21 protein-coding genes are annotated in these 26,118 nt (G+C 73.7%); 6 read left to right on the top strand and 15 right to left on the bottom strand.

The features are described 5' to 3' along the window. The first annotated feature begins 120 nt into the window (after positions 1-120). On the top strand, positions 121-1,011 hold the full coding sequence (locus OIE12_RS01425; protein WP_329130808.1) for an alpha/beta fold hydrolase: 891 nt from the start codon (positions 121-123) through the stop codon (positions 1,009-1,011). Between the two features lie 55 nt (positions 1,012-1,066). Here OIE12_RS01425 and OIE12_RS01420 read toward each other — a convergent pair whose 3' ends face one another. Then, the gene (locus OIE12_RS01420; protein ID WP_329130806.1) at positions 1,067-5,167 is read right to left on the bottom strand and encodes a discoidin domain-containing protein; all 4,101 of its coding nucleotides are present in this window, start codon (positions 5,165-5,167) and stop codon (positions 1,067-1,069) included. 465 nt (positions 5,168-5,632) lie between these two features. Continuing rightward, on the bottom strand, positions 5,633-6,142 hold the full coding sequence (locus tag OIE12_RS01415; protein ID WP_329130804.1) for an Lrp/AsnC family transcriptional regulator: 510 nt from the start codon (positions 6,140-6,142) through the stop codon (positions 5,633-5,635). A 66-nt stretch (positions 6,143-6,208) separates the two neighbouring features. Between OIE12_RS01415 and OIE12_RS01410 the strand changes: the two genes are divergently transcribed. After that, positions 6,209-7,324: a DMT family transporter gene (locus OIE12_RS01410; protein ID WP_329130802.1), complete on the top strand. Its 1,116-nt coding sequence runs from the start codon at positions 6,209-6,211 to the stop codon at positions 7,322-7,324. A 196-nt stretch (positions 7,325-7,520) separates the two neighbouring features. On the opposite strand, the gene OIE12_RS01405 is transcribed toward OIE12_RS01410, so the two are convergent. Beyond that, a complete protein-coding gene (locus OIE12_RS01405) occupies positions 7,521-7,997 on the bottom strand; it encodes a MarR family winged helix-turn-helix transcriptional regulator (RefSeq protein WP_329130800.1) in 477 nt (158 codons plus the stop codon). A 46-nt stretch (positions 7,998-8,043) separates the two neighbouring features. On the opposite strand from OIE12_RS01405, the gene OIE12_RS01400 reads away from it, so the two are divergent. Then, positions 8,044-8,952 carry an alpha/beta hydrolase gene (locus tag OIE12_RS01400; protein WP_329130798.1) on the top strand — a complete coding sequence of 303 codons (909 nt, stop codon included), beginning with the start codon at positions 8,044-8,046 and terminating at the stop codon, positions 8,950-8,952. Positions 8,953-9,000: 48 nt separating this feature from the next. On the opposite strand, the gene OIE12_RS01395 is transcribed toward OIE12_RS01400, so the two are convergent. The 3 genes from OIE12_RS01395 to OIE12_RS01385 form a co-directional block, all read right to left on the bottom strand. Then, entirely contained in the window at positions 9,001-9,849 is an 849-nt protein-coding gene (locus tag OIE12_RS01395; RefSeq protein WP_329130796.1) for an HD domain-containing protein, read from the bottom strand. Between the two features lie 115 nt (positions 9,850-9,964). Next, positions 9,965-10,570 (bottom strand): DUF4232 domain-containing protein, encoded by a 606-nt coding sequence (locus OIE12_RS01390; protein ID WP_329130794.1) that lies wholly within the window; start codon positions 10,568-10,570, stop codon positions 9,965-9,967. A gap of 211 nt (positions 10,571-10,781) precedes the next feature. After that, positions 10,782-11,465, bottom strand: a complete 684-nt coding sequence (locus OIE12_RS01385; protein ID WP_329130792.1) for a TetR/AcrR family transcriptional regulator — start codon at positions 11,463-11,465, stop codon at positions 10,782-10,784. Between the two features lie 132 nt (positions 11,466-11,597). On the opposite strand from OIE12_RS01385, the gene OIE12_RS01380 reads away from it, so the two are divergent. Further along, complete coding sequence (locus OIE12_RS01380; RefSeq protein ID WP_329130790.1) at positions 11,598-12,773, top strand: FAD-dependent oxidoreductase; 1,176 nt, start codon at positions 11,598-11,600, stop codon at positions 12,771-12,773. Here the strand turns inward: OIE12_RS01380 and OIE12_RS01375 are convergent. The 7 genes from OIE12_RS01375 to OIE12_RS01345 form a co-directional block, all read right to left on the bottom strand. Further along, on the bottom strand, positions 12,759-13,550 hold the full coding sequence (locus OIE12_RS01375; RefSeq protein WP_329130788.1) for an endonuclease/exonuclease/phosphatase family protein: 792 nt from the start codon (positions 13,548-13,550) through the stop codon (positions 12,759-12,761). The genes OIE12_RS01380 and OIE12_RS01375 overlap by 15 nt on opposite strands. Positions 13,551-13,586: 36 nt before the next feature. Further along, complete coding sequence (locus OIE12_RS01370; protein ID WP_329130787.1) at positions 13,587-15,317, bottom strand: helix-turn-helix domain-containing protein; 1,731 nt, start codon at positions 15,315-15,317, stop codon at positions 13,587-13,589. A gap of 93 nt (positions 15,318-15,410) precedes the next feature. Continuing rightward, a complete protein-coding gene (gene menC / locus OIE12_RS01365; protein ID WP_329130785.1) occupies positions 15,411-16,517 on the bottom strand; it encodes an o-succinylbenzoate synthase in 1,107 nt (368 codons plus the stop codon). After that, complete coding sequence (locus tag OIE12_RS01360; RefSeq protein WP_329130783.1) at positions 16,514-17,413, bottom strand: GNAT family N-acetyltransferase; 900 nt, start codon at positions 17,411-17,413, stop codon at positions 16,514-16,516. The genes menC and OIE12_RS01360 overlap by 4 nt, the downstream gene beginning before the upstream one ends. Continuing rightward, on the bottom strand, positions 17,410-18,525 hold the full coding sequence (locus OIE12_RS01355; protein ID WP_329130781.1) for a M20 family metallopeptidase: 1,116 nt from the start codon (positions 18,523-18,525) through the stop codon (positions 17,410-17,412). Before OIE12_RS01355 ends, OIE12_RS01360 begins: the two co-directional genes overlap by 4 nt. Continuing rightward, complete coding sequence (locus OIE12_RS01350; RefSeq protein WP_443053738.1) at positions 18,522-19,997, bottom strand: amidohydrolase family protein; 1,476 nt, start codon at positions 19,995-19,997, stop codon at positions 18,522-18,524. Before OIE12_RS01350 ends, OIE12_RS01355 begins: the two co-directional genes overlap by 4 nt. A gap of 143 nt (positions 19,998-20,140) precedes the next feature. Beyond that, positions 20,141-21,148 (bottom strand): helix-turn-helix domain-containing protein, encoded by a 1,008-nt coding sequence (locus OIE12_RS01345; RefSeq protein WP_329130777.1) that lies wholly within the window; start codon positions 21,146-21,148, stop codon positions 20,141-20,143. 140 nt (positions 21,149-21,288) lie between these two features. Between OIE12_RS01345 and OIE12_RS01340 the strand changes: the two genes are divergently transcribed. Continuing rightward, complete coding sequence (locus tag OIE12_RS01340) at positions 21,289-22,332, top strand: methyltransferase (protein ID WP_329130775.1); 1,044 nt, start codon at positions 21,289-21,291, stop codon at positions 22,330-22,332. Between the two features lie 57 nt (positions 22,333-22,389). Here the strand turns inward: OIE12_RS01340 and OIE12_RS01335 are convergent, their stop codons facing one another. Then, the gene (locus OIE12_RS01335; protein WP_329130773.1) at positions 22,390-23,307 is read right to left on the bottom strand and encodes a LysR family transcriptional regulator; all 918 of its coding nucleotides are present in this window, start codon (positions 23,305-23,307) and stop codon (positions 22,390-22,392) included. 132 nt (positions 23,308-23,439) lie between these two features. Then, complete coding sequence (locus OIE12_RS01330; RefSeq protein WP_329130771.1) at positions 23,440-24,771, bottom strand: lysine N(6)-hydroxylase/L-ornithine N(5)-oxygenase family protein; 1,332 nt, start codon at positions 24,769-24,771, stop codon at positions 23,440-23,442. A gap of 85 nt (positions 24,772-24,856) precedes the next feature. On the opposite strand from OIE12_RS01330, the gene OIE12_RS01325 reads away from it, so the two are divergent. Next, a complete protein-coding gene (locus tag OIE12_RS01325) occupies positions 24,857-25,810 on the top strand; it encodes a methionyl-tRNA formyltransferase (protein ID WP_329130769.1) in 954 nt (317 codons plus the stop codon). Positions 25,811-26,118: the final 308 nt, after the last annotated feature.

Below are 26,118 nucleotides of genomic sequence, written 5' to 3'. Positions count from 1 at the left end.
CCGCGCCCGTCCCACCGGCCGCGCCCCGCACACCACCCGGCCGCCCGCTTACTGATCGGTTGCTGATCGGCGCGGCGCACGGTGGTCCCCGTCCGCGCACCCACGGCAAGAAGGCCCCCGATGAAGACGCCCACGACCCCCACGATCCCCGGCTTCGAGTACGTACGCCTGCCCGGCGAGGGCGGTGTGGAACTGTCCGCCGCGCTCGCCGGCGAGGGCACCCCCGTCGTCCTGCTGCACGGCTTCCCCCAGACCCACCTCATGTGGCGGCACGTCGCCCCCCGGCTCGCCGAGGAGCACACGGTCGTCTGCCCCGACCTGCGCGGCTACGGCGCCACCGACAAACCCCGGGCCACCGACGCGCACACGTACGCCAAGCGCAACATGGCCGCCGACATCGTCTCGGCCATGGCCTCGCTGGGCCACGACCGGTTCGCCCTGGTCGGTCACGACCGCGGCGCCCTGGTCGCCTTCCGGGCCGGCCTCGACCACCCGGAGACCCTCACCCACCTGGGCATCCTCGACGTCGTACCGACCCTGGACATGTGGAACGTGCTGCACGGCGTCTCGGCCGCCGTCGCCCACCACCTGTACCTCATGGCACAGCCGCCCGGCCTGCCGGAGACGATGATCGCCAACAGCGCCGACGCGTTCTTCGGCTCCTTCCTCGACGCCTGGGCGGCCGACCCGGCCACGCTCCCCGACGAGATCCGCGCCGAGTACCTGCGGGCGAGCGCCGCCGCCGTCGACTCGATCGTCGCCGACTACCGCGCCTCCGCCGGCATCGACGTCACCCACGACCAGGCCGACCTGGACGCCGGCTCCCAACTCGCCATGCCGGTCACGGTCGTCCAGCAGGACTGGGGCACCCACCTCGGCTACGACGCCGCCGAGGTCTGGCGCGCCTGGGCCCCCGACCTCGACCACCGCCTCACCACGGCGGGCCACTTCATGGCCGAGGCGGACCCGGACGGGATCACCGCGACGATCCGCGATCTGCTCGGCCGCTGAACCACCGGTGGACGCCCCCCGTGCCCGGGCATGGGGGGGCGTCCACCGGTGGAGCTCAGGCCCGCAGTGTCGCCGCCGGGCCGTTGTACGGTTCCGCCGTCAGGACCGGGTGGCGGGCGGAGGTCGCCGTGGCCGGCCAGGACAGGTGGACCGTGCGGGACTCGCCCGGGAGGAGCCACAGGTAGTTGTCGCTGTACAGGGTGGGCAGGACCCGGTGGCCGTGGGCGCCCGTCAGCAGGGAGAGGCGGACCATGGCGGCCACCGCCGAGCCCCTGTTGTGCAGGGTCGCGGTCAGCTCGTGGCGGTCGCCGGAGCGGGACACCTTGGTGACCGCGCCGGTCAGCCGGGCCTGCTTCGCCTTGTTCAGGGCCTTCAGGGACGCGGCCTCGCGGTAGCGCCAGTAGGTGTTCCGCGACACCTCCCTGCCCCTGGCGTCCGCCAGGGTGAGCCGCAGCAGGTGCAGGTCCGGGAGGTCGTCCGTCCAGTCGGCGGTGAACGCCTTCGCGGTGTCCGCCCGCTTCACGTCGACGCGGGCGGTCCGGCGTTCGCCCAGCTCCTTGCCGGACAGGTCGTACAGCCGCGCGGTGACGGTGGCACCGCGCAGATCCGCCGCGGTGTGATTGACCGCGAGGACCTGCCACTTGACCGGGTCGGCCTGTACGTGCAGCGGCTCGCAGCCCGAACGGGCGCCGAAGTACGTGCCGTTGACGTCGAAGTCGTAGTCGTACGTCTGCCAGACCGTGCTGTGCCAGGCCGGGTGGGACATCCACAGCATCAGACCGGAGGCGTTGTCCCACAGGTGGGCGTTCCACGCTTCGAACATGGCGCGCGTGTTCTCGTAGTTGACGAACTGCGCCTTGCGGGCGAAGTCGTCGAGGCCCCCGGACTCGCCGAGCCGGGCCTCGATGCCCGCCTTGTAGTTCGGCGCCCCCTGGTTCCCGTGCTCGCTCCAGTCGTGGTAGAACCACGCCCCGCGGATGGGCCACTCCGGCTCGTCGCCCGTCATGTTGCGCACGCTCGCCGCGGTGGAGACCACCGGCATGCCGATCTCGGTGTGGAAGCCGAAGTCCTTGCTGGCGTACGTCGACGGGTCGAAGTACCGCTCCGGGTCCACGAATCCGTAGGGGCCGCCGCCGGTGACGATCCCGCCCGCCGAGTTGTTCTGGTAGAGCACGCCCGGCACCTGGCGCTCCACCGCCTCGCGCATCCCCTTGTCGATCGCGGCCGGCGGATTGCCCTCGTTGGCGCCGCACCACACCACCACACTGGGGTGGATGCGGTAGCGCAGCACGGTGTCGCGGGCGATCGCGTTGAACGCGTCGTGGTCCGGCGGGTCCATGCCCCACGCGTTGGGGAAGTCGTTCCACACCAGGATGCCGTACCGGTCGCAGGCGGCGAAGAACTCCTCCCGGTCACTGCTGCCGACCCAGTTGCGGATCATCGTGAAGTTCATGTCTCGGTGCATGCGCACCGCCGCGTCCATGCGCTCCGCCGGCATCCGGCGCAGCAGTTCGTCCCAGCCCCAGTTGCCGCCGCGGGCCAGCACCCGTACCCCGTTGACGCTGATCCGCAGTGGCTCGGGCGCGTTCGAGACGGACTTCACGTCCCGCCACGTCTCGTCGTCGTCGGACACCTGGATCACATACGTCTTCGCGTACGCGGTCTCCCAGACCACGGCGATCCGGTCGAAGGACCGGGTGGAGCCGAGGTCCACCCGGATCCACTGGTCGTCCTCGTAGGCGGAGGACCAGCGGGTGCCGGAGTCGCCGTCGGTGACGTGCGAGGCCGGGTGGCCGGACTCCGCCGTGGAGGCCTTCGCCTCCCGGTGCAGGGCGAGGTCGGTGCCGGGGTCCTCGCTGTCGATCACCCCGAGGGACCACATCGAGGTGCCCCAACTGGTCGCGCGTACGCCGCACTTGAGCCGGACGTACCGCGCGCTCTGCCGGTCGAGGTTCTCGACCTGGAGGCTCGCGTCACCGTTGCTGAAGGGCAGCGGCACCGCACCGTTGTCGACCGACTTCACGTCCGTCCAGTCCGAGCCGTCCGGCGAGACCTGCACGACGAACGTCTTCGCGTACCCCCGCTCCCAGGTGAGGTCCACCCGGTCGAAGGACTGGGCGGAGCCGAGGTCCACCCGGATCCACTGGTCGTCCTCGTACGCGGAGGACCAGCGGGTGCCCGGATCCCCGTCGGTGGCGTTGGCCGCGCCGTGGTCGTCCTGGTCGGTGCTGGAGGCCTCGGCGGGCGCGTGCAGCGCGAGGTCGGTGCCCGGCCGTGCGCTGTCGCCGACGGCGAGCGTCCACAGCGAGCTGCCCCAGGAGGTCGCCCGGGTGAGGCACTTGATGCGGACGTGCCGGGCCTGCTGCCGTGCGAAGGTCACCGTCTGCGTGAAGGAGTCGCCGCTCGCGGTGAACGGCAGCGGCACGTCGTACTCGTAGCCGAACTGGCGCACCCCGAAGCGGACGGTGCGCCGGTCGCTCTCCCGGCCGCCCGCCGACGCGGTGAGCGTCAGGTCGTACAGGTGCGCCTCGCCCAGGCCGTTGGGCCACCACAGCTTCGGGTCGCGCAGCCGCAGCTGGTGGAAGGCGTCCGGTGCGAAGACGACGTCCAGGCTCTCGCCGGCCTTCACGGTGACCGTTTTCGACACCCGCACCCCGTGGAAGGCCGCGGTCACCGTCGTCCGCCGGTCGGCGGAGTCGGCGTTGCGCACCGGCACGACCACGGTCACCTCGGCGACCGACAGGTCCGGCAGGCCGGGCAGTACGGTGTCCACGCGCGGGTCGCCGAGGACGAGGTGCCCGGTGGCCCGCAGCCGGACGTGGTTCCAGATGCCCGCCGCCCGGTCGCGGACCGCCGGCATCCAGTCCCAGCCCGAAGCCGCCAGATAAGTGGGGGAGTTGAGATTCATCTGGGCCGCGCCCGCGTCGACCCAGGCGCTCCCGTCGGGACCCTTGTCACCGGGACTGCCGGGGACGGGCATGGGAGTGATCTTCACCGCGAGGGCGTTCTCACCGTGCGCCGCGAGCAGCGAGGTGACGTCGAACGCGGCACGGGCGAAGGGGTACGTCAGCTTGCCGGCCCGCTTGCCGTTGAGCCATACGTCGGCCTTGTGGTTGACGCCGTCGAACTCCAGCCACACATGCCGCCCTGAGCCGGTGCGCAGGCCGTGCGGCAGCGCGAAGTCCCGCTTGTACCACCAGGAGTGGCGCGACAGCGCCTCGGGGACGTGCAGGTTGTTCAGGCCCGACACCGGGTCGGGGAGCTTGCCCTGCTCGACGAGGGAGGCGAGCACGGTGCCGGGGACGGTGGCCGGCAGCCAGCCGCTGGTGTCGACGGCCGTCTTCGACAGCTGTGCGCCCTCGCCGTCGGCCCAGTCATCCATGGTGAGCCGCCAGCCCGACTCCAGGGGCACGCTCCCGTCGTGGGCGACCTCGAGACGCGGCGCCTTCCCGTGGTGGGTGCCCCAGTCGGTCCAGCCGGTGGCCGCCGGGCGGCGGCCCTTGGCGGTGCCGTACACCTCGAAGCCGTTGAGGCCGAGCGGCAGCGGGCTGGAGCGCTTCTGCGAGGTCATGCGCACCCAGCGCGCCCGCGTCGGCCGCGGGAGCTGGATGTCCACCACGCCGCCGGTGCCCGCCGTGGTGCGGTACGCGGTGGTCCAGGACCTGTTGTCGAGCGAGGTCTCCACCACGAACACCAGCGCGTAGCTGGACTGCACCTCCTTGCCGGTGGTGCCGCTGTGCGGGTTGCCCTCGGTGGGCGGCGTGAACACCGGCGTCGAGGCGTCCGCCTCGAAGGTCAGCCGGACCTCGGTGACCTCGCAGACGGACTGGAGGTCGACGGCGATCCACTGCGGATCGCCGTCCTCGGCACGCCAGCCGCTGCCCCCGACGCCGGGGGAGGAGAGCCGGTCGACGACGAAGGAGCCGACGGTGGGGGCGTAGGCCGTCGAGGAGGCGGTGACGGGCCGGTAGAGCGCCAGCTCACCGGGGGAGGAGGAACCACGGGAGGGGGAGCCCTCGGGAGCGCCGGTGGGGGCGGCGGCAGCGGTCGACACGGGGAGTACGGCTCCGAGACCGAAGCCGGCCAGCAGGGTGGTGCCCGTGGTGACGACGGTCCGTCGCGAGGGAAGGCGCGACGGACCCGACTGATCTGTCATAGGTGTGACGTCCCATCAAAAAACGGCGCAGACCGAACCGGCTCCGCACCTGTGCCGTGCGGATCGGTATGACAACGTTGCCAAAGGCTGTGTCGTGCGGCGTCTTCTGTCAACCCCCGGGGCGGGGAGCGCTTCTTCGAGCGCGGGTGCCGCGCCCGGGGTGGGAGGCGGGAGGTGGTTGCGGGGGCAAATGGATGAGTGCCGTGGGCGGATCGCCCGGACCGGGCGATCGAGGGGGCGTGACTCCGTGGCTCGCCGCGTCGCGCACCCGGGCGCGCACCACGGCGCCGCGGGCCGGGCGCGGCCGCGACGGCGTTGGCCGCGCCGACGGTCGTGGTGGTGGGCGGGGGCGCCCTCGACGTGAAGTGCTTTGTGGCCTTGTGTGGTTTGCGGGTGCGTCCCTGCCCGGGGCCTCGTGGACGGCCTGTGGCGGGAGTTCGCGGCCGACGGCCGGCCCGGACACCGCTACCGCTGCCGGCGTGGCCGTCGTGCCGGGTCGGGGTCCGGGCCGGTGGCCGGCTGGATGACGCGGGAGCGGACGTGCTCGTACGCGAGGGTCGTCTGCACGTCGGCCACCTCGCGCCGTTCCGTGAGCCGGTCGATGACGAAGGCGTACACGCTGTTCACGTCCGGGACGGCGATGTGCAGGAGGAAGTCGTGGGGACCGGAGGTGACGAACATGGCGATGACCTCCGGCAGTTGGTGCGCCCACTCCCGGAACCCCTCGATGACGGCCCGGGCCGGCGGGCGGATGCGCACCGAGATCAGCGCCTGCACGGGCCGGCCGACCGCTTCGAGGTCCAGCGCGGCGTGATACCCGGTGATCAGGCCGCGCTCCCGGAGCAGCCGTACCCGCTCCAGCGACGTCGACGGGGAGATGCCCGTCTTCGCGGCCAGGTCCCGGTTGGTCTGCCGTGCATCGTTCTGCAGCTCCCGCAAAAGCGCCAGGTCGATCGCATCAAGTCCCGTGTTCATGTGCTTGTGCCTCACGAAGTTCGGTGGTGCGTCACTCTTCTCAAACCAATACCTAGCCTACGGGGCATGAGGCAACAGAAGTACGGATTCTCCGGCGGTGCCGGACTGGTGCTCGGGGCGGCGCTGCTGTGGGGCACGGTCGGCCCCGCGCAGGCCCTGGCGGGCGACGTCATGAGCCCCGCCGCGCTCGGCGGCTGGCGGCTCGTGGTCGGCGGCACGGTGCTCGCACTGCTCTGCCGGCGTCACCTGCGCGGGCTCCGCCCGGCGCTGCGGCAGGGGCTGGTCCGCCCGCTGCTGGTCTGCGCCCTGGCGACCGGCGTCTTCCAGGCGGCCTTCCTCTACGCCACCGCCCGCACCGGCGCCGCCCTCGCCACCGTCGTCGCGCTGGGCGTCGGGCCCGTCGCCACCGGGCTGATCGCCCGGTTCGTCACCGGTGAGGTCCTCACGCGTACCTGGCTGATCTCCACCGGCGCGGCGGTCCTGGGCTGCGCGCTGCTGTTCGTGCCGGACGGCGCCGGGCCCGACGTGCTCGGGCTGCTGACCGCAGCGGCGTCGGGTGTCTGCTACGGCCTGTACACCGTGTACGCCCGGCGGCTCGCCACCGACCATCCGGGCATCAGTCTGCCGACGGTGTCCGCGCTCGCCCTGCTGCTGGGGTCCGTGCCGCTGCTGCCCTGGATGGCCGGCTCGGTGGCCGCCCTCGCGCAGCCGGCCGCGCTGGGCCTGATCGCCTGGCTGGGACTGGCCGCCACCGCCCTGGCGTACTGGCTTTTCTCCGCGGGCCTGCGCTCCACCAGCGCGGCCGCCGTCGGCACGCTGAGCCTCGCCGAACCCCTCGCGGCGTCCGTCCTGGGCGTCTTCGCCCTGCACGAACACCTGACGGCGCCGGCCGCGGCCGGAAGCCTGCTGATACTGGGCGGCCTGGTCACGGCGTGCGTCCCCACCGGGATACCGGTGACTTCGAAGCGCCGGGATGCGGCGACGGTCCGGGCGCGCCGGGATCCGGAGGCCGCCGGGATCCCCGTCGCGGCGCGCCACGCCTCGCGGCAGCCACAGGCTCCGGCCGCGACACGCCCGGAGTCCGGGACGCCCTGGCTCCCGGCTCCGACGCACCCGGAGGCCGGGACGTCCTGGCTCCCCGCCGCGGGACCCTCGGCGCCGCAGGAGAGCGGCGCGCGCTGAACCACGCCCGTGTGCGGCGCACCGCACACCGGGCCAGGGGCTGGGCGACCCCCGGGGAGCCCGGGCGGGCCCCCAGAAAGCCCGGCGGCCTCCGGCGGGCCGGGTGCGCGACCGGGCGGGGTGCGCGGCCGGCCTGCGTGGCCGCGCGGAGCCTCCGGGGCAGCCCGCGCGCCCCATGAGTCGGAGGCCGGCCCCGTCAGCCCGTCGGCGTGCCGAACCGGTTGTGTTCGAGGGTGGCACGGAGTTGCGCGAAGGCGCGTGCCGTGGCTGCCGCCCCGGGGCCGTCGAACGCGGTGCCGAACAGCTCGGCCAGGCTTTCGGTGACCGTCCGTTCCGCCGCGTCGACGAGCCGTGCGCCCTCGTCGGTCAGCACCAGCAGGGAGGAGCGCCGGTCGGCCGGGTTCGGCCGGCGGACCACCCACCCCTGCTTCTCCAGCCGGTCCACGCTCTTGCTGGTCGCACCGATCCCGACGGCGAACGCGGCGGCGATGTCCGCCACCCGTGCCCCGGAGCGGTCGCGCAGAAACCGCAAGGTCTCGTACTGCGACGTCACGATGGAGTGGGCGGCGCGGAGCCGGTCGTTGAGCTCGTTGTACAGCCGCGTCTCGCAGCGGACCAGGTCGTCGAAGAAGCCGACCAGGTCGAACGGGTTTCCACTTGATTTATATGCCACGGCATATAGTGTACTGGCAGCTACTTACGCAGGGGAGCACACCAGTATGAGCAAGGAACAGCGTGTCCGGGTCGATGCCATGATGCGACAGCCGCGTCACGAGGGCCCCGTCACGATCGAGGAGTTGCGCGCGGGATTCCGGGCGCTGATGGCCCGCATGAAGGTGCCCGACGCCATCCGCACGGAGCCCACGGAACTCGGCGGCCGGCCCGCGCTGCGCGTCGAGCCGGACGAGGGGCCGCGCGCCGGAACGATTCTGTACTTCCACGGCGGCGCCTGGGTGTTCGGGTCCCCGGAGACCGCGCTGTCACTGACCGGGCACCTCGTCACCAAGACCGGCTTCGGGGCGTACTCGGTGGACTACCGGCTCGCTCCCGAACATCCGTTCCCGGCCGCGATCGAGGACACGCTGAACGCCTACCGCGCGCTCCTCGACCGCGGCGAGGACCCCGCGGCGATCGTGTTCGCCGGGGACTCCGCGGGCGGCGGGCTCGCCGTCACCACGTGCCTCGCCGCCCGCGACGCGGGACTGCCGATGCCCGCCGCCCTCCTCGCCTTCTCCGCGGGCCTGGACGCCACCCGGTCCGGCCAGAGCATGGACAGCAAGGCCGGCATCGACCCGGTCTTCACGCGCGCGGACTTCGAACGCACCAGTGCCATGTACTTCGGCGACACCGATCCGCACCAGCCGCTGCTCAGCCCGGCCGTCCACGCCGACCTGACCGGTTTCCCGCCGATGCTGCTCCAGGTCGGCACCAACGAACTCCTGCTGGACGACTCCACGCGCCTGGCCGCCCGCGCGCGGGAGGCCGGAGTGGACGTCGTCCTGGACGTCACCGCCGACGTGCCCCACGTGTTCCAGGCGCTCGTCGGTGAACTTGACGAGGCGGAGGAGGCGCTGGACCGCGCTGCCCTCTTCCTCGCCCAGCGCATCCGCGCCGGGGCACGCGCGTGAGCGCATGAGCCGGTCGGCGTCGCCCCGCACCCCGGGCGGGGCGCGGCGTCACTCCGCGAAGGGCGCCGCGAGCACCAGGTCCTCCACCGTCGGCACCGCGAAGCCCGGAATGTGACGGCGGCCGACCTCGGCGAAGGGGTGCATGAGCACCGACATGGGCTTGGTGCGGCACAGCGACAGCATGGTGTCGACCGCGTCCTGCTTGAAGCCCGCCCGGGGGAACGCGGCGAGGATCTCCTCCAGGGTGCCGGACGGGATCCGGTCGACGCCGTTGCCGGAGAAGTCCGCCCCGGAACCGACCGCGACCATGGCGATCTCGGGCCGTTTCCGGGCCGCGATGGCGACGTTCGTGTGCAGGGCGATCGCATCCCACACCACCGCGACGCGGTCCTGCGGAACGCGCTGCCCCTCGAGGAACCGCTGCGCGGCGTCGGCGCCGTCGAGTTCGAAGCGCTCGGCCGGGGTCCGGTACGCCTCCACCAGCCCCAGGTCGTGCAGGACCGCGGCGAGGAAGGCCAGTTCGCGGTCGTAGTGGACACCGCGCTGGTCGAACAGCACGCAGCTGAACAGATACGTGCGCATCACGTGGTTGAAGAGGGTCTCGGAGGACGCCTCACGCGCGAACGCCGTCGCCCTCCGGGCCACTTCGCCGCCGGGGACGCGGATTCCCGCCACGGACCTGAGCAGGGACCCGCCGCTCCCGCCCCCGGCGTCCGCCCGTCGCGCCCGCCCCGGTGCCGCGGTGGCGGCCGGGGTGGACACGGCGGTGGCGAGCGCGGAGGTCACGCCGATCGCGGCGACGCCGACGCCGCGCCCCAGCGCGGTGCGCCGGCTGACGATCTTCTCCTCCCGGCCCTGGCCCGGATCGCCCTTGTCTGACTCGTTCCTGTCGAACACGCGTGGCCCTTTTCATCGGTGGTCCAACGGCTGATGTCCAGGAGCCTAGGAACGGCGCGGAGGAGCCGACAGTGGCGAAAATGCCGATGCCCCACTGGTTCTCGCCAGGTGGGAGTCAGCGCGGCACGTCGATGTGCTTGGCCAGGGCGGTCACGTGCAGGTCGCCGTTGTCGACCCACTCGGGGAACGCCAGCGTCTTGTGTGTGGTCGCGGCGGGCGGGGTGATCTCCAGGTACGACGCGTGCACGGCGTCGGAGGTCCCGGTGTTGACGTGGGTCCAGGCGAGGACCGCCTCCGCGCTCTCGCCGTCCTTCAGGACGAGGGTCCTGGTGCCGGGGTTGCCGGCGTACCAGGTGTCGCCCCAGTGGGTGTGGGTCGGCAGCGTGCGGTGGTTCGCGTCCTCCAGACCGAGGCCCGGGAAGCCGCGCAGTGCGCACGTCGTGCCACTGAGGTTGCGGAACGTGAGGTAGACGCCCTCGTGGTTCATGCCGCCGGCCAGTTGCCGGCCGAAGGTCGTCCTGAGGGCGGCGGGGGAGCAGGTCGGTATGGACGCCGTGCCGCTCCCGCTGCCGGCCGCCTGGGCGGCGCCCGCGCCGGTGAGTCCCAGTCCGGCGACGGCGGCCGCGGCGAGCAGCGCGCCGCAGAACCGGCGGCCGGTGCGGTGTGCCGCGGTGGGGTGGGCGGCGGGGGTCTGGTCGGTGGTGGTCCGGTGCTCGGTCACAGCGATCGCTCTCCACTCGTGCTCGTGCCTGTGCGCGTGCGCGGCGGCAGGTGGGTCGAGTGCCCGCCCGTTCGCCGTCCACGTGTGCCGTACATGAGGTTCGATGACGGGTCGCGGCGGAAAGTTCGCGGAAGAGCGGGGCGGATTTCCCGCCGCCACGATCGGGGCCGGTCAGTCGGCCGGTCGGTCAACCGGAGATCCGGTCCGCCGGTCAGTCCGTGGGGCGGCCGTACGCGGCGATGCCGGTGAGGATGAGGTCGATGCCGGTGAGGAACTCGGCCCGGTCGTCGTGCTCCCGCAGCCGGCCGGCGACGCCGCGCGTGAACGCGTACTCCTCGGGGTCGAGGGCCGCCCAGTCGTCCGCGACGGAGGCCAGGTACGCCGTCCTGTCCGTCTCCTGCCGGGGCGCCCGGGCGTTGGCGGCGTTCTGGCCCGCCACGCCGAGGATGTAGTTCCACAGCGCGGAGACCGCGGAGAACTGGGAGGCCGGCGGCACCCCGAGCGCCCGTACCTGGCGGCCGAGCTGCTCGAAGACCGGCAGCATCGGTGACTGCGACGGCGTGCCGACGAGCTGTGTACCGACCCAGGGGTGGTCGTCGATCGCGTCGAACAGACCGAGCGCGAGCGCGCGGACGGATTCCTGCGGCGTCGCCTCGGGATCGGCACGGACGGAACCGGCGGCGAGCACGGCGTCGGTGGCGGCGGCGAGCAGTTCGGACTTGCCCGCGACGTGCCAGTAGATCGCCCCGGGCCCCGTCGCCAGCCGCTCGGCCAGCGCGCGGAACGTCAGTCCGCTCTCGCCCACCGTGTCCAGGAGCCCGACCGCGGCGGCGACGATGCGCTCCCGGGAGAGCGGTTCCTGCCGGCGTTCCGGACGACGCGTTCTGCTTGCCATGCGGCTCATCCTAGACGGCCGACGACAACTCTGGAACACCATTCCAGCTTGACAGCGCCTGGAACGGCGTTCCATGCTGGGGCTGCTGGAACGTCGTTCCAGAGTCTTCGGTCAGCAGGAAGGAAGAACGCCATGACCATCCCCGTCACGATCATCGGCGCGGGGCTCGGCGGGCTGACGCTCGCCAGGGTCCTGCACGTCCACGGCATACCGGCCACGGTCTACGAGGCGGAGGCCTCGCCCACCGCCCGTACGCAGGGCGGCATGCTCGACATCCACCACCACAACGGGCAGCTCGCCCTCAAGGACGCCGGTCTCCACGACCAGTTCCTCGGTCTCGTCCACGAGGGCGGCGAGGCGCTGCGCGTACTCGACCGGCACGGCACCCTCGTGTTCGAGCGGCCCGACGACGGCCACGGCCGGCGGCCCGAGGTGCTCCGCGGCGCGCTGCGGCAGCTCCTGCTGGACTCGCTGCCCGCCGGCACCGTCCGATGGGGGCACAAGGTCACCGCGGCCCGCTCCCTCGGCGACGGCCGCCACGAGGTCACCTTCGCCGACGGCACGGCCGTCACCACCGGGTTGCTGGTCGGCGCGGACGGCGCCTGGTCACGCGTCCGCCCGCTGCTGTCCGCGGCGCGGCCCGAGTACGCCGGCGCGGTCTTCGTCGAGACCTATCTGTTCGACAGCGACGAGCGCCATCCCGCGAGCGCCGAGGCCGTCGGCGGCGGCTCCCTGTTCGCGCTGGCCCCCGGAAAGGGGATCACCGCCCACCGGGAGCCCGGCGGGGTCCTGCACACCTACGTCCAGCTGGCCGGGGAACGGGAGTGGATCGACGGCATCGACCTCACCGACACCGACACCGACACCGGCGCGGTGACGGCCCGGATCGCCAAGGAGTTCGAGGGCTGGGCGCCGGAACTCACGGCGCTGCTCACCGACGGCGAGACCGCACCGGTCGTACGGATCCTGCACACGCTGCCCCACGAGCACCGCTGGGAGCGGGTCCCGGGTGTCACCCTGCTCGGCGACGCCGCCCACCTGATGCCACCCTCGGGCGAGGGCGCCAACCTCGCCATGTTCGACGGCGCGGAACTCGGCAAGGCGCTCGCCGCCCACCCCGACGACCCCGAGGCCGCGCTCGCCGCCTACGAGGCCGCCCTGTTCCCCCGCAGCGCCGCCCACGCCGCCGAGGCGGCCGAACTGCTCCCCCTGCTCCTCGACGACGACGCCCCGTACAGCCTCGTCGAGATGTTCACCAGCGCCCAAGGCGAGGCCGACCGCCCGGGATCCGGCTCACCGCGCGGCTGAGCCGGGGCCGCTCCCGGGCGCGGGGCGGGGCCCGTCGGCGTTCCTCCACCGGCCCGGCGTGTGGTCCGGCACCGTCAGGTCGGCGACCAGGCCGTAGTGGTCGCTCGCCTGCACCCCGCGCACCGGCCGCACCAGGACCCGCTCGCACGAGGCGACGTGCAGGGTGGGGCCGGGGTCGTGGGGGTGCACGGCCGACCAGACGTCCTGGAAGCAGACGCTCATGCCGTCCAGCGACTGCAGCCCCTTCAGGAACCGCAGACTCGCGGCCCCGGGCGAGGCGTCGAAGTCACCCATCACCACCGCGTGCCGCACGGCACGTTCGGCGACCACCTCCTCGACGAGGCGGGCGGTGACCAGCGCCTGCAACTCCCACGCGCGCTCGTAGCCGTAGGGCCGGCTCGGCTTGTGATGGACCACGAGCATCACGCCGAGGGGCTCCGGGAACGGCAGCTCCGCGGCGACGACTGCGCACCAGCCGGTGAGCGCCGTGCGCGCGGTGACCTCCAGCGTGTCCTTCACCGTGTGCCCGAAGGCCCGGCGGGCGGCCAGGACGGCGCCGACGCCGTCGGAGGACCACCGGGGGTGCGGAACGACGTGCCGGCCCGCGTCGGCGAGGGCTGCCACGTCCTCCCGGGTCACCTCCTGGAGCGCGAGCACGTCAGGACGCAGACGCTCCCACTCGCGAGTCAGCACGGCCCGTCGGTTCGGACCGTCGGCGGACTGCGGCGCCAGTACGTTCATGGTCGCCGGCCGCACACCCGTCCTCGCCCCACTCATCGGCCCAGCGTGGCACACGGGTGCCGGGCGCGGCCGTCACCCGTCCGGCGTGCCCTCGGGCGGCAGTGTCGGCGTCGGCAGTAGTCGCAACTGCAGCATGGCCGCGAAGCGTTGGTCCGGGTCGGTGAGGTCGAGCCGGGCGACCTCGGTGAGGCGGCGCAGGCGGTAGCGGAAGGTGTTGGGGTGGACGTGGGCCCTCGCCGACGCGGCCGGCACGTCGCCGAACGCGTCGAGCCAGCACCGCAGGGTGTGGAGCAGCTGCGCCCCGTGCCGTGCGTCGTAGTCGAGGAGGCGGGCGATCGCGGCCGTCGGACGGTCGCCGCGGGCCGCCGCGAGGTCCCCGAGTTCCAGCAGGAGGGCGTCGATGTGGACGTCCTCCAGGGTGGCCACACGGCGCCCCCGGCCGGCCGTGCGCAGCACGCGCAGCGCCCGGTCCGCGCCTTCGCGCGAGCGCCGTACCCCGGCGCCGTCCTCGGCCGGCGGTCCGACGCCGATCGCCGCCGCCTCCGTGCCGCGTCCGGCGTGCTCCAGGAACGCCGAGGCGAGGCGCAGCGCGCGCTCCGCGCCGTCCGGCTGCCCGCCCGGCAGCGGGACGAGCCCGTAGGCCACGTCCCCCAGCAGCGCGACCGCCGAACGCGGCTGCACCGTGGTGAGATGCGTGGCCAGCGCGTCGGCGAGCCGCTGCCGGCCGGCGGCCCGGCTGACGTCCTCCTCCGGAGTCGTCGGCCCGGGGGCGCCGGCCGTGCCCATCGCCAGGACGGTCAGCGGCCGGCCGAGCAGTCCGAGCCGGGCGAGCGCCTCGGGCGCCGCCGTGCCGCCCTCCAGGACCCTGCTCACCAGGTCGGCCCGCAGCCGCCGTTCGACGTCGGCGCCCGCTCGCAGCCGGAGCATGTGCAGCGCCACCACCTTGGCGGCGTCCCGGAACGACTGCGCGCGCTCCGCGCCGAGCGGGCCCGGGACCGCCGCCCACACCGAACCGAGGATCTCGTCGCCCGCACGGACCGCGATCGCCACCCGTGGCATGCCCATCTCGAAGTCCTGCGCCCGCGGATCGACGTAGAGCGGCCCCGGCTCGCGGTACAGCCGCTCGAAGACGCCGTTGGCCCGGAGGTGGCGGGTGAAGTGCTCGGGCACCTGCCGGCCCAGGATCGTCCGCGCCCGGGGCTGGTCGGCCTCGTCCTGCCGGCCGGAGAACGCGAGCACCCGCGAGGCACGGTCCTCGATGGTCACCGGGGCGTCGAGGAGCGCCGCCACCGCGTTGGCCACGGCGAACAGGTCCCCGGCCGGCACCCCGTCCAGGGTCCCCGGCGAGGCGTCGCCGAGATCCTCCTCGGCCAGCACGGTGCGGAGCATCGCCGCGAGCTGCGCCCAGGAGGCCCCGGCGGCCAGGCCCAGCAGGGCGACGCCGGACTCCTCGGCGGCGCGCAGTACCCCGGGCGTGGTGTCCACCGGCTGTCTGACGACGAGCGCGGTCGCGCCCCGGCGGCCGTACCCGCGCAGCAGCCGGACGAGGTCGTCCGCCGCGCGCACCCCCACGCCCAGCACAACGGCCCGGGCGAGCGGTTCGGCCGCGTCCGGGGCGCCGGTGTCCGGCGGACCGTGCGCACCCCTGTCCGCCGGACCCTGCACGTCCGTGTCCAGCGGATCGTGGATGACGACCTGGTCGAGCAGGGCGCCCCGGCGCACGGCGCCCGCGACCGGCTCCAGCAGGACGCCGCCGAGGTCGTCGAGCACCCGGCTCAGACGCGTACGGGGCCTTCCGGGCATCGGCGCCACCACCACCTGAACCTCGTGCGCGCACCCGGCTCCGTCCGTCCGGGGGGACGAAATCTAACACCCGTTTTCGTCGGCTGCGACGAACTACGCGGGCAGCCAGGCCCTCCCCGTGGTCACCTCCGCCAGCGCCTCCGGGAGCGGGGCCACGCCGAGGCCCGGCCCGGACGGCACCGGCAGGTGCCCGGCGTCCAGGACGAACGGCTCGGTGATGTCCGTGCGGTAGTAGCGGTCGGAGGCCGAGGTGTCGCCGGGCAGCGTGAACCCCGGCAGCGCGGCCAGCGCCACGTTCGCCGCCCTGCCGAGCCCCGTCTCCAGCATGCCGCCGCACCACACCGGCACCCCGTGCGCCGCGCACACGTCGTGCACCCGCCGGGCCTCGAGATAGCCGCCGACCCGCCCGGGCTTGATGTTCACGATCCGGCAGGCGCCCAGCGCGATCGCGTCGGCGGCCGCACGGGCCGAGACGATCGACTCGTCCAGGCAGACCGGCGTGGTCAGGTACCGGGCCAGCTCGGCATGGCCGCGGACGTCCTCCTCCTCCAGCGGCTGCTCGATCAGCAGCAGGCCGAACGGGTCGAGCCGGCGCAGCTGGGGGACGTCCGCGAGCGTGTACGCGGTGTTGGCGTCGACCTGGAGCAGCAGCTCGTCGCCGAAGCGTTCGCGCACGGCACGGACCGGCTCCACGTCCCAGCCGGGCTCGATCTTCAGCTTGACGCGCGCGTACCCCTGGGCCACGTATCCGTCGACGGCGTCCAGGAGTTGGGGGATCGAGTCCATGATGCCGACCGAGACCCCGCACGGCACCGCGTCCCTGGTGGAGCCCAGCGCGGTGGCGAACGAGGCTCCCCGGGAGCGCAGTTCTGCGTCGAGCACCGCCATCTCCAGCGCCGCCTTGGCCATCCGGTGCCCCTTGACCGGGGCGAGGAGCGGCGCCACCCGGTGCGCGCTCACCTCGCCCGCCCGCAGCAGTACGGGGACCAGGTGCTCGCGCAGCACGTGCTCCGCGCCGTCGACGTACTCCGACGAGTAGAGCGGGTCGGCCATCGCCACGCACTCGCCCCACCCCTCGCCGGCCGGTGTCACCACCCGCACCAGCAGCAGTTCGCGGACGTGCTGCGTTCCGAACGAGGTCCGGAACGGTGCCCGCAGCGGCATCCGCACCCGGAGGAGTTCCACACCGTCGAGCTTCACGAGTCCTGCTTCCTCTCCACCACGTACCACCCGGCCCGGTCGAAGCCGGTGACCTCCGCGCCCTCGGACATCAGGCCGCCCAGCACCTCCCGCAGCGCGAGCCGCCACGACCGGCCGAGCGCCGGATCGGTGCGCCGCAGCTCCTCGATGTCGGGCGGCACCGCGACCAGCAGCACCGGCCCGTCGCCCGCCCCACCGGCCGCCCCGGTCACCGGTCTGCCGTCCGCATCGGCCGACAGCGCGGGCACGGCGCCCCGCGCCCGCGACAGCGCCGCCGCGTCGACGGGTTCGCGTCCCTCCGGCCCCGCCGCTCCGGCGAGGTCCCAGGCGAGGAGGAGCCGGTCGGTCGCGCCCGTGCCGTTGATGCCGTCGTGCAGCGGGCCGTAGAAGTCGGGCAGGTACCGGTCCGGACGGGCGCCCAGTTTCGTCAGGTTGAAGTGCGCGTTGCGGCGCACCAGCGGGTCGAACGTCCAGGAGATCGTCTCCGCGCCCCGGCGCAGCGCCCAGGCCCGCTGGTGCAGCTTGAGCGCGAGACCCAGGCCGCGCCCGAGCCCGGCGGGCAGGACGCCGGCGATGTGGCTGTGCAGCGCGCCGTGCGCGGGGGCGCCGAAGAACCCGACGCAGGCGCCCAGGAGTTCGTCCCCGTCGAAGGCGCCGGACACGTAGTTCCCCGCCACGGCCATCGCCCGCAGCAGCTCCGTCGGGACGGGGCCGCCGCCCGGCTCCGCGTGCCAGACCCGCCGCAGGAGCAGCGAGACGGCGGCCAGGTCCTCGACCTCGGTCAGCTGACGGACGGCTACCTCGGCCTCCGAGGCGGCCCGGGCGGCGGCGAGTTCGGCCCCGGCGACCACCGAGGGCGGGGGCCCGGGCGGCGCGTACGGTATGTGCCCGGTCATCGCGACGCCCCTCCCTCCAGCGCCGCCTCCACGAGCGCGGTCAACAGCGCCGTGCGGCCCGGCAGTTCCGCGACGACGACATGCTCGTCGTCCGCGTGCGCCCCGCCGCCCACCGCGCCGAGGCCGTCCAGCGTCGGAACGCCGAGGCCGGCGGTGAAGTTGCCGTCCGAGGCGCCCCCGACCGCCGCGGCGGCGAGCGGCCCCAGGCCCAGGGTCCGCGCCAGGGAGTCGGCGAGGGCGAACAGAGTGTCGGACGCGGTCGCCTCCAGCGGCGGCCGGTTCACTCCGCCCGTCACCCGCACCCGCGCCCCGGGCAGCACCGGACGCAGCGCGCGCAGGGCCGCGTCGACGCGCTCCTGCTCGGCCAGGTTCCACGCCCGCACGTCGAGCGCCACGCCGGCGGCGGCCGGGACGGTGTTGGTGGTCGTACCGGCCGACGAGAGGGTCGGCACCACGGTCGTCCCGCGCGCGGGGTCGGCCAGCCCCGTCACGGCGAGGACCTGGTGCGCGAGTTCGACGCCCGCGTTCACGCCCTTCTCCGGTTCGAGCCCGGAGTGCGCGGCCCGGCCCTCGACCTCGATCCGGTACAGCGAGACGCCCTTGCGGCGGCACTTCAGCGCGCCCCCGTCGGCCGAGGCCTCCAGCACGAACACCGCCTCGCAGCCGCGCGCCTCCGCCTCGATCAGCTCCCTCGACCGGGGTGAGCCGATCTCCTCGTCCCCGGTGACCAGGATCGTCAGTCCGGCGCGCCGGGGGAGGGCCGCGGCGGCGTGCAGGGCCATCACCACGCCCGCCTTCATGTCGAAGCAGCCGGGGCCGCGCAGCACGCCGTCGTGGATGCCGAACGGGTGGGTGCGCAGCGAGCCCAGGGGCCAGACCGTGTCGTGGTGCCCGAGCAGCAGTACGCGGGCCGGTCCGTCGCCGAACCGCCAGCGCAGATGGGGGCAGCCCTCGGTGACCAGGTACTCCGGGTCCGCGCCCAGCAGCCGCCGGCCGAGCGTGGCGACCTCCGCCGCGCTGCGGGCGAGCGCCTCGTGGTCCGTCGACGGCGACTCGCAGGTCACCAGGGTCTCGATGTCGGCGAGCAGCGCGCCGAGGTCCGGCGCCGTCACCGCGACTCCCCGCGCAGCGGCCGTCCCGGGAACGCGTCGGTGCGCAGGGCACCGTCCGCGACCACCGGCACCCCGGCTACGTACAGATGCCGTACGCCGTGGGAGGGCCGCGTGGGATCGGCGTAGGTGGCCGCGTCGGTGACCGTCCGCGGGTCGAGGACCACCAGGTCGGCGTCGGCCCCGACCCCGAGACGGCCCTTGGCGCGGGCGGCCGGGGCGACGTCGTCCAGGACGCGCGCGGGCAGATGGGAGCAGCGCCGGAACGCCTCCGGCCAGCTCCAGGCGCCGGACTCGCGCACCATCAGGCGCAGCGTCTTGGCGAAGGTGCCGGCGGTGCGCGGATGGGTCGACCCGCCGGGCGGCAGCGGCCACTCGGTGCTCTCGGTGCCGCCGTCCGGCCAGAACACCGGCATCGCGTCACTGGCGACGACGGCGTCCGGGAAGGCCAGCGCCCGCCGCAGCAGCGTCCGGTCGCCGGGGTCGTCCTCGTCGAGGAACTCCAGGAGGCAGGGTGCCCCCGGGTCCCGCGCGCGCAGGTGGCGCAGCCGCGCCTCGTCGGCGATCCGCTCGCCCGTCTCGACCATGACGACGCTCCTCGGCCCGAGCCCCTTGGCGCGCAGCCGCTCCGGGTCGATGAACGCCGCACCGACCGCCGTGCTGCCCGCCCCGTACGGATACGCCTCCACCGTCACCCGCGAACCCGCCCGCCGCGACTCCGCCAGCGCGCCCAGGACCCGGTCGACGTGCCGGCCGGAGGTGCTGTTCACATGGCAGTGGTGCATCGCCGCCCCGGTCTCGGCCGCCGCGCGGACGACCTCCGCCGACCCGTCGACGGGCGTCGCCGGGTCCACCTCGACCAGTTCGCGGACGTGGGTGAACGTCGGCACCCCGGCCCGCGCCGCCAGGCGGGCGACGGCGCTGAACTCCGCCGGGTCGCTGGCCGGCGCGTACCCCATCAGGATGCCGATGCCGAGGGCGCCGCCGGCCAGCTCGTCCTCCAGCAGGGACAGCCAGGCGGCCAGCTCGCGCGGGGTGGAGGAGCGCTGCCAGCGCGGGTCGCCGAGCACGTCCATGCTCGACGCGAACCGGGCGTCCGGCGTGCGGCCGGCCAGGACCTGGGCCCGCGCGCCGCCCCAGGAGGCGGAGAAGCCGTAGTGCAGCGGGCGTCCCGCGGCGGCCGCCTCGGCGTAGGCGCGGGCGACCGGCATCAGCCCGGCCTCCAGGTCGAGCGCCGTGGTCACCCCGTCCATCGCCTGGAGCCGCTGTCCGGCGACGGAGTGCACATGACTGTGCAGATCGACGAAGCCGGGCCCGACGATCAGCCCCGCGGCCTCGACGACCGCCGCACCGGGCGGGGCCTCGATGCCGGGCCCCACGGCGGCGATCCGGCCGCCGTCGACGAGCACGTCGGCCGGCCCGTCGAACCCCGTGCCCGGGTCGATGACCCGGCCACCGCGCAACAGCGTCTGCATGGTCGCCTCCTCGGATACGCCCGCGGGTTCCGACCCTAGGAGCGCGACCACCGCCTCGGGTTCGTACGCGCGAACGAACCGACGTACACATGTACGTGGCCCCGCACGAAGCGGATCCGCCGTGCGGCGGTACCGGTGAGGGCCTAGGGCAACCGTGGGGTGCGGGCCATCGCCTGGGTGGGGGTCTCCCCGTACTGCCGTTTGAAGGCGCGGGTGAAGTGGCTGCCGTCCGCGAAGTGCCAGCGGGCGGCGGCCTCCGTGACGCTGGGCCGGCCCCAGCGGGCGAGCAGCTCCCGCCGTGCGCACTCCAGCCGTCTGCGCCGGATGTACGCGGCCACCGGCTCCCCGGTACCGGCGAACGCGCGGTGCAGTGTGCGCAGGGAGACGTTGAGCCGACGGGCGAGCGAGGCGGGGGTGAGGCCGGGGTCCGCCAGGTGTTCGTCGGCGAGGAGCATCGCGGCCCGGGCGAGCGCGGGGGCCAGCCGTGGCTCGGCGTCGTCGAGCTCCTGCCGCAGCGCCCCCCGGGTGAGCTCGACCAGGGCGTCGCGCGAGGCCAGGACGGCCGGCCCGCCCAGTTCGTGCACCGTCTCGCGGACCATGCGGGCGTGCGCCCGCAGCACGCGCATCGCGGCGGAGTCGTGGGAGCCGAGGATCTGCCGGGTGTCGTGGGCGCCGTCGAGGACCGAGGTGGGCAGGATGAGCACCGTCGCGCGCGAGCCGGGCGCCACGTCGAACAGCGTGGGCGCGCCGTTGCGGCGGGCGAGGAACGACCCGGCCGTGACGGTGGCGCTCTCGCTGCGCCGGTCGAGCCCGACGAACCGCCAGGAGCCCTCCGACATCAGGTGCACCAGCACCCGGTCGCCGAGCTCCCGGGACCCGGAGGGGCGCCCGACGAACCGGGTGAAGCGCACGTCCGCGACGACCGCGTCATGGACCTTGGCCGCCCGCACACCGATCCGGAACGCACCGGACTCACCGGTGTCGAAGGACGGCAGCGGCAGCGCCTCGCCCGTCTGCGCTTCCCACTCCCGCCGGAAGACGTCGAAGCCGCGGGCGCCGGGTGCCGGTCGCGTGACGTCCGCGGTGAACGTCCGCCCCGCTCCCGGTATGGACCCCGACGTCGTTTCCGCATCCGGTCGTTGTGCTGTCATCGCCGTCCCGCCGTCGTTCCCTGCCACCGACGCGGAAGTCCCGGCCACCCGGCACGCAGATGCATGCGCCCCCGCCCCGGCCGCGTCGACACTACAGACCTCTTTTGTTGACACCATCGAAGCCAACGAGGTTGCGCGCCATGACCGAGACCCCCACGCCCGTGACGGCCCCCGAACCGCCCGCGGATGTCGTGCAGTTGATGAACATGCTCACCGGTGGCGCGGTCGTTCAGATCCTGCACGCCGTCGTCCGCCTCAACGTCGTCGACCATCTCGCCGACGGGCCGCGGACGGCGAAGGAGGTGGCCGGACGCGAGGACAGCCACGAGGGCGCCACCTACCGTCTGATGCGCGCGGCCGCCTCGCTGGGCGTGCTCAGCTACGAGGGGGACGGCCGCTTCGGCCTGACCGGGCGCGGGCAACTGCTGCGCGCCGGAGTGCCGGGCTCCCTGCGCTCCCTGCTGCTGATCCAGGCCGGGCCGTCGCACTGGGGCCCCTGGGGCCTGTTCCCCGAGGCGGTGCGGGAGGGCGCGAGCCAGGTGAGGAAGGTGCTCGGCGAGGACATCTTCGACTACTACGGACGGCCGGAGAACGCCGAGACGGCGCGGGTGTTCGCCGACGCCATGAGCGACATGTCCGCCCTGGTGACCCACGGCGTCGCGGCCCGGGCCGACGTCAGGGGCGCCACCACGGCGGTCGACGTCGGCGGCGCCGACGGACACCTCGTCCTGACGCTGATGGAGGCGGACCCGGCGCTGCGCGGGCGGGTGCTCGACCTGCCGCACGCCGTCGAGGGCGCGATCAAGGAGGCCGAACGACGGGGTCTGTCCGACCGGTTCACCGGCGTGGGCGGCGACTTCTTCACCGAGGTGCCCGCCGGGGACCTCCACCTGCTCAAGACGGTCCTGCACGACTGGGACGACGAGCGCTGTACGCGGATTCTGAGCAACTGCCGCGCCGCGAGCCGCGAGGGCGGACGTGCCCTGGTCGTCGAGACGATCGTCGGCGAGCTCGGCAAGCCCGACTTCGCCGCCCTCTCCGACATGGCCATGCTCTGCGTCACGGGCGGCGTCGAGCGGGACCTCAACGAGTTCGACGCCCTCTTCGCCGCCACCGGGTGGCGGCGCGGCCGGACGTACCCGGTGGGCGGCGGCTACTCCTGCATGGAGCTGGAGGCGGTCTGACCGCCACCCCGGCCCACGGCCGTGGCGCTCAGGAGGTGGCGGGCGCCGTCGCCGCCGTCATGAGGTGGCGGATGTCGTAGCCGCCGTCATGAGGTGGTGGGTGCGTTCGCGCAGGAGCCGGTGGGTGCGGTCGTGGTGGTTGCGCGGGTGCCAGGCCATGCCGATCGTCAACGGGGGCAGCTCCAGCGGGATCGGGAACGCGCGCAGCCCGAGCGCGTCGAGCATCCGCCGTCCCAGACCGGCCGGGGCGACGCAGACGACGTCGGTCTCGCGGGCCATGAACAGTGCGCTCGCGAAGGTGGGTACCACGGCGACCACGCGCCGGCTCAGGCCGAGGTCCGCGAGCCGGTCGTCGATCGGTCCGTGGGTCCGGCCGCGCCGGGACACGGCGATGTGATCGGCGGCGGCGAACCGCCGTGCCGTCACGGTCCGCGCCGCCGCCAGCGGATGCTCCGGCCGTACCGCGCCGACCAGCGTCTCCGTGACGAGCGCCGCCGAGCGGATCTCGGGGTCACCGGGGCGGACGATGCCGATTTCCAGATCCACCAGCCCCTCCCGCAGGGCGGGGGTGTCCTCGACGCTCTCCGGCCGCAGCCGCAGCGAGATGCCGGGGGCCTGGACCCGCAGATCGTCGATGAGGGACGGCAGGAACGTCGTGGACAGCATGTCCGTGACCTGCAGATCGAACATGCGGACGGCGGTACGGGGGTCGGCGACGGCCGACGGCGCGAACAGCGCCCGGGCCCGGGCGGCGACCGCGTGCACCTCGCCGCGCAGCTCCAACGCCCGGGGCGTGGGCACGAGTTCCCGTCCGGCGCGGACGAGGAGCGGGTCGCCGAAGGCGCGCCGCAACCGGCCCAGGGCGCGGCTGACGGCCGGCGGCGAGGTGTGCAGCCGCTCCGCGGCCCTCGTCACGCTGTTCTCGGCCAGCAGCGCGTCCAGCACCTCGACGAGGTTCAGATCGACGTGATCCATGCGCCGATTGTCGTGGCCGGTTGCCGCATCCGCAATCATCCCCGGGCAGGGTTGCGCGCTGATTAATCGGCAGTTGACGGACCCCGGTCCGGACGGGTCGTGCCGTCCGGACCGGGGCCACCGGTACGTGGGTCAGGCCGCCGTCACGTCGGCCAGCAGGGAGCGGTGGATCTCCTCCGCCCTGATCGCGACCGTCGACAGCAGGGTGCTGGTCAGGCCGTGGGTGTGCTCGGTGCCGCCCTGGAGGTAGATGCCGGCGGTGAGTTCCGGCACCGTCTCCACCCGGTGGTCCCGGCCCACGCGTACCGCGTCCCCGTCGTCACGGAGGCAGAACTTGGCCGCCGGGCCGAGCAGGGCGGCGAGGTCGCGGGGCCGGTAGCCGGTGGCGAGCACCAGCACGTCGGCGGGGAGCACCTGGCGCTCGCCGGTGGGCAGGAACTCCACGGCCACGTCGAGTCCGCCCCCGTCACCGGGACGCACCTCGCGGACACGGGAGACGTTGAGGAAGCGCAGCCGCTCCCGTCCGGCCACCTTCTCCCGGTACGAGGCGGCGTACAGCGACTCGATCAACTCCATGTCGACGACGGAATAGTTGGTGGAGCGGTGGTAGTCGAGCAGGGACTGCTTCACCTCGGACGGCGAGGAGAAGTAGACGTCCACCGCCTCCGGGTCGAAGATCCGGTTGGCGAACGGGCTGTCGTCGGCGGGCGTGTAGCCGTACTTCGCGAAGACCGAGCACACCTCCGCCTCGGGGAAGGTGCGGTGCAGATAGTCCACCGCCTCGGCGGCGCTCTGCCCGGCGCCGAGCACGACCGCCCGGCGCACCGGCCTTCCCTCGGCGGCGAGTTGGGCCGTCCGGGGCAGCAACTGGCTGGTGTGCCAGACGTGTTCGGACAGCTCCAGGCCCGGCGGCACGTGCGGTTCCAGGCCCATGGCGACGCTGATGTTGCGGGCCCGGTACGTCACGGTCGAGTCCGGATCCGCGGTGTCGCGGCAGGTGATCTCGAAGAGGTCCATCCGGCCGGCGGCGTCGCGCACCGGGGTGACGGTGACGACCTCGCTGCCGTAGGAGACCAGGTGCGAGACGCGTGCGGCGGCCCACTCGAAGTACTCGTGGAACTCCATCCGCAGCGGGAACAGCGTCTTCTGGTTCAGGAAGTCGATCAGCCTGCCGCGCTCGCGCAGGAAGCACAGGAAGCTGTAGTCGCTCGCCGGATTGCGCAGGGTCACCAGGTCCTTGAGGAAGGACACCTGCATCGTGGCGTCGTCGATCAGCATGCCCCGGTGCCAGCCGAAGCGCGGCTGGCGTTCCAGGAACAGGGCGTTCAGACGGCGGCCGGCGCCGACGTTCGCGTTGTGCTCCTCGACTGCCACGGACAGGGCGAGATTTGACGGGCCGAAACCGATCCCGACGATGTCGTGGACGTCGTGGACGGCGTCGGAACCCATGACCGGTGATTTCACCTATGCATCGCCTCCCTCAGGCACCCACATGCTAGATAAGGTAAGGCTTACCTTGCAATGGAGTCGTGGGAGAGGAAGGACCGCCATGAGGGTCGTCATGCTCGGCTACCAGACCTGGGGGCACCGCACGCTGCAGGCCCTGCTCGACTCGGAGCACGAGGTCGTCCTCGTTCTCACCCATCCGAGGAGCGAGCACGCGTACGAGAAGATCTGGGACGACAACGTCGCCGAACTCGCCGAGAAGCACGGCGTACCCGTCCTGCTGCGCAACCGCCCCGACGACGCCGAACTCCTCGCCGCGGTACGGGAGGCACGGCCGGACATCATCGTCGCCAACAACTGGCGCACCTGGCTTCCGCCGGAGCTGTTCGACCTGCCGCCGCACGGCACGCTCAACATCCACGACTCGTTGCTGCCGGCGTACGCGGGGTTCTCGCCCCTCATCTGGGCGCTGCTCAACGGGGAGGAGCGGGTGGGGGTGACGGCGCACCGGATGAACGCCGAACTCGACGCGGGGGACGTGCTGGTGCAGCGGTCGGTGCCGGTGGGGCCGGCCGACACGGCCACCGACCTGTTCCACCGTACCGTCGACCTCATCGCGCCCCTCGTGCGCGAGTCCCTCGACCTGATCGCCTCCGGGCGGGACGCCGGGCGGTGGCTGCCGCAGGACCGGGCCAGGGCCAGCTTCTTCCACAAACGCTCGGCCGAGGACAGCCGGATCGACTGGAGTTGGCCCGCGGAGCGCCTGGAGCGGCTCGTTCGGGCCCAGTCGGACCCGTACCCGAACGCGTACGCGTTCCATCGCGGGGAGCGGCTGCGGATCGTCTCCGCGGGGGTCTCGGAGGGGCGCTACGGGGGGACGCCGGGCCGTATCTTCATCCGCGAGGGCGACGGCGTCGTCGTCGTCGCGGGCGCGGACGCGTACACCGGCCGGTGCCGGGGGCTGCTCGTGCGGCGGGTGCGCACGGACGACGGTGCGGAGTACTCGGCGGCCGAGTACTTCCCCACGATGGGCGGCTACCTGACGTCCCACCCCTGACGGGGCGGCCCCGGCACCCCTCGCCCGCCCACACGGCCGAGGGCGTGCCGGCGGGGGGCACCCGGCCGGGCCGGGGCGCCCTCCGGGCGGGGTGGTACGGCTCGTGGGCGACTGCGGCCCGTCACTGGCTGATCGCGCAGTTCCCCGCGCCCCTGAAAGCCCCGGGCCGCCCCCTGCCAAAACCACGATGCACCCGCACTCACCGACGCACGGAACCCCCACCCCCTCAGGGGCGCGGGGAACTGCGCGAGGAACCACGATGTACCCGCACGCGCCCACGCACAGGACCACCGCCAGGGGTGTGGCTG

The sequence above is a fragment of the Streptomyces sp. NBC_00670 genome (genome assembly GCF_036226765.1).
GTDB lineage: Bacteria > Actinomycetota > Actinomycetes > Streptomycetales > Streptomycetaceae > Streptomyces.
Note: the sequence above shows the minus strand (reverse complement) of the source record. Positions and strands in the feature narration are given on the sequence as shown.

Coding starts and splice junctions, on each gene's coding strand:
- OIE12_RS01425 (WP_329130808.1), top strand. CDS start 121: ATGAAGACGCCCACGACCCCCACGATCCCCGGCTTCGAGTACGTACGC.
- OIE12_RS01420 (WP_329130806.1), bottom strand. CDS start 5,167: ATGACAGATCAGTCGGGTCCGTCGCGCCTTCCCTCGCGACGGACCGTC.
- OIE12_RS01415 (WP_329130804.1), bottom strand. CDS start 6,142: ATGAACACGGGACTTGATGCGATCGACCTGGCGCTTTTGCGGGAGCTG.
- OIE12_RS01410 (WP_329130802.1), top strand. CDS start 6,209: ATGAGGCAACAGAAGTACGGATTCTCCGGCGGTGCCGGACTGGTGCTC.
- OIE12_RS01400 (WP_329130798.1), top strand. CDS start 8,044: ATGAGCAAGGAACAGCGTGTCCGGGTCGATGCCATGATGCGACAGCCG.
- OIE12_RS01385 (WP_329130792.1), bottom strand. CDS start 11,465: ATGGCAAGCAGAACGCGTCGTCCGGAACGCCGGCAGGAACCGCTCTCC.
- OIE12_RS01380 (WP_329130790.1), top strand. CDS start 11,598: ATGACCATCCCCGTCACGATCATCGGCGCGGGGCTCGGCGGGCTGACG.
- OIE12_RS01375 (WP_329130788.1), bottom strand. CDS start 13,550: ATGAGTGGGGCGAGGACGGGTGTGCGGCCGGCGACCATGAACGTACTG.
- OIE12_RS01370 (WP_329130787.1), bottom strand. CDS start 15,317: ATGCCCGGAAGGCCCCGTACGCGTCTGAGCCGGGTGCTCGACGACCTC.
- OIE12_RS01360 (WP_329130783.1), bottom strand. CDS start 17,413: ATGACCGGGCACATACCGTACGCGCCGCCCGGGCCCCCGCCCTCGGTG.
- OIE12_RS01350 (WP_443053738.1), bottom strand. CDS start 19,997: ATGCAGACGCTGTTGCGCGGTGGCCGGGTCATCGACCCGGGCACGGGG.
- OIE12_RS01345 (WP_329130777.1), bottom strand. CDS start 21,148: ATGACAGCACAACGACCGGATGCGGAAACGACGTCGGGGTCCATACCG.
- OIE12_RS01340 (WP_329130775.1), top strand. CDS start 21,289: ATGACCGAGACCCCCACGCCCGTGACGGCCCCCGAACCGCCCGCGGAT.
- OIE12_RS01335 (WP_329130773.1), bottom strand. CDS start 23,307: ATGGATCACGTCGATCTGAACCTCGTCGAGGTGCTGGACGCGCTGCTG.
- OIE12_RS01325 (WP_329130769.1), top strand. CDS start 24,857: ATGAGGGTCGTCATGCTCGGCTACCAGACCTGGGGGCACCGCACGCTG.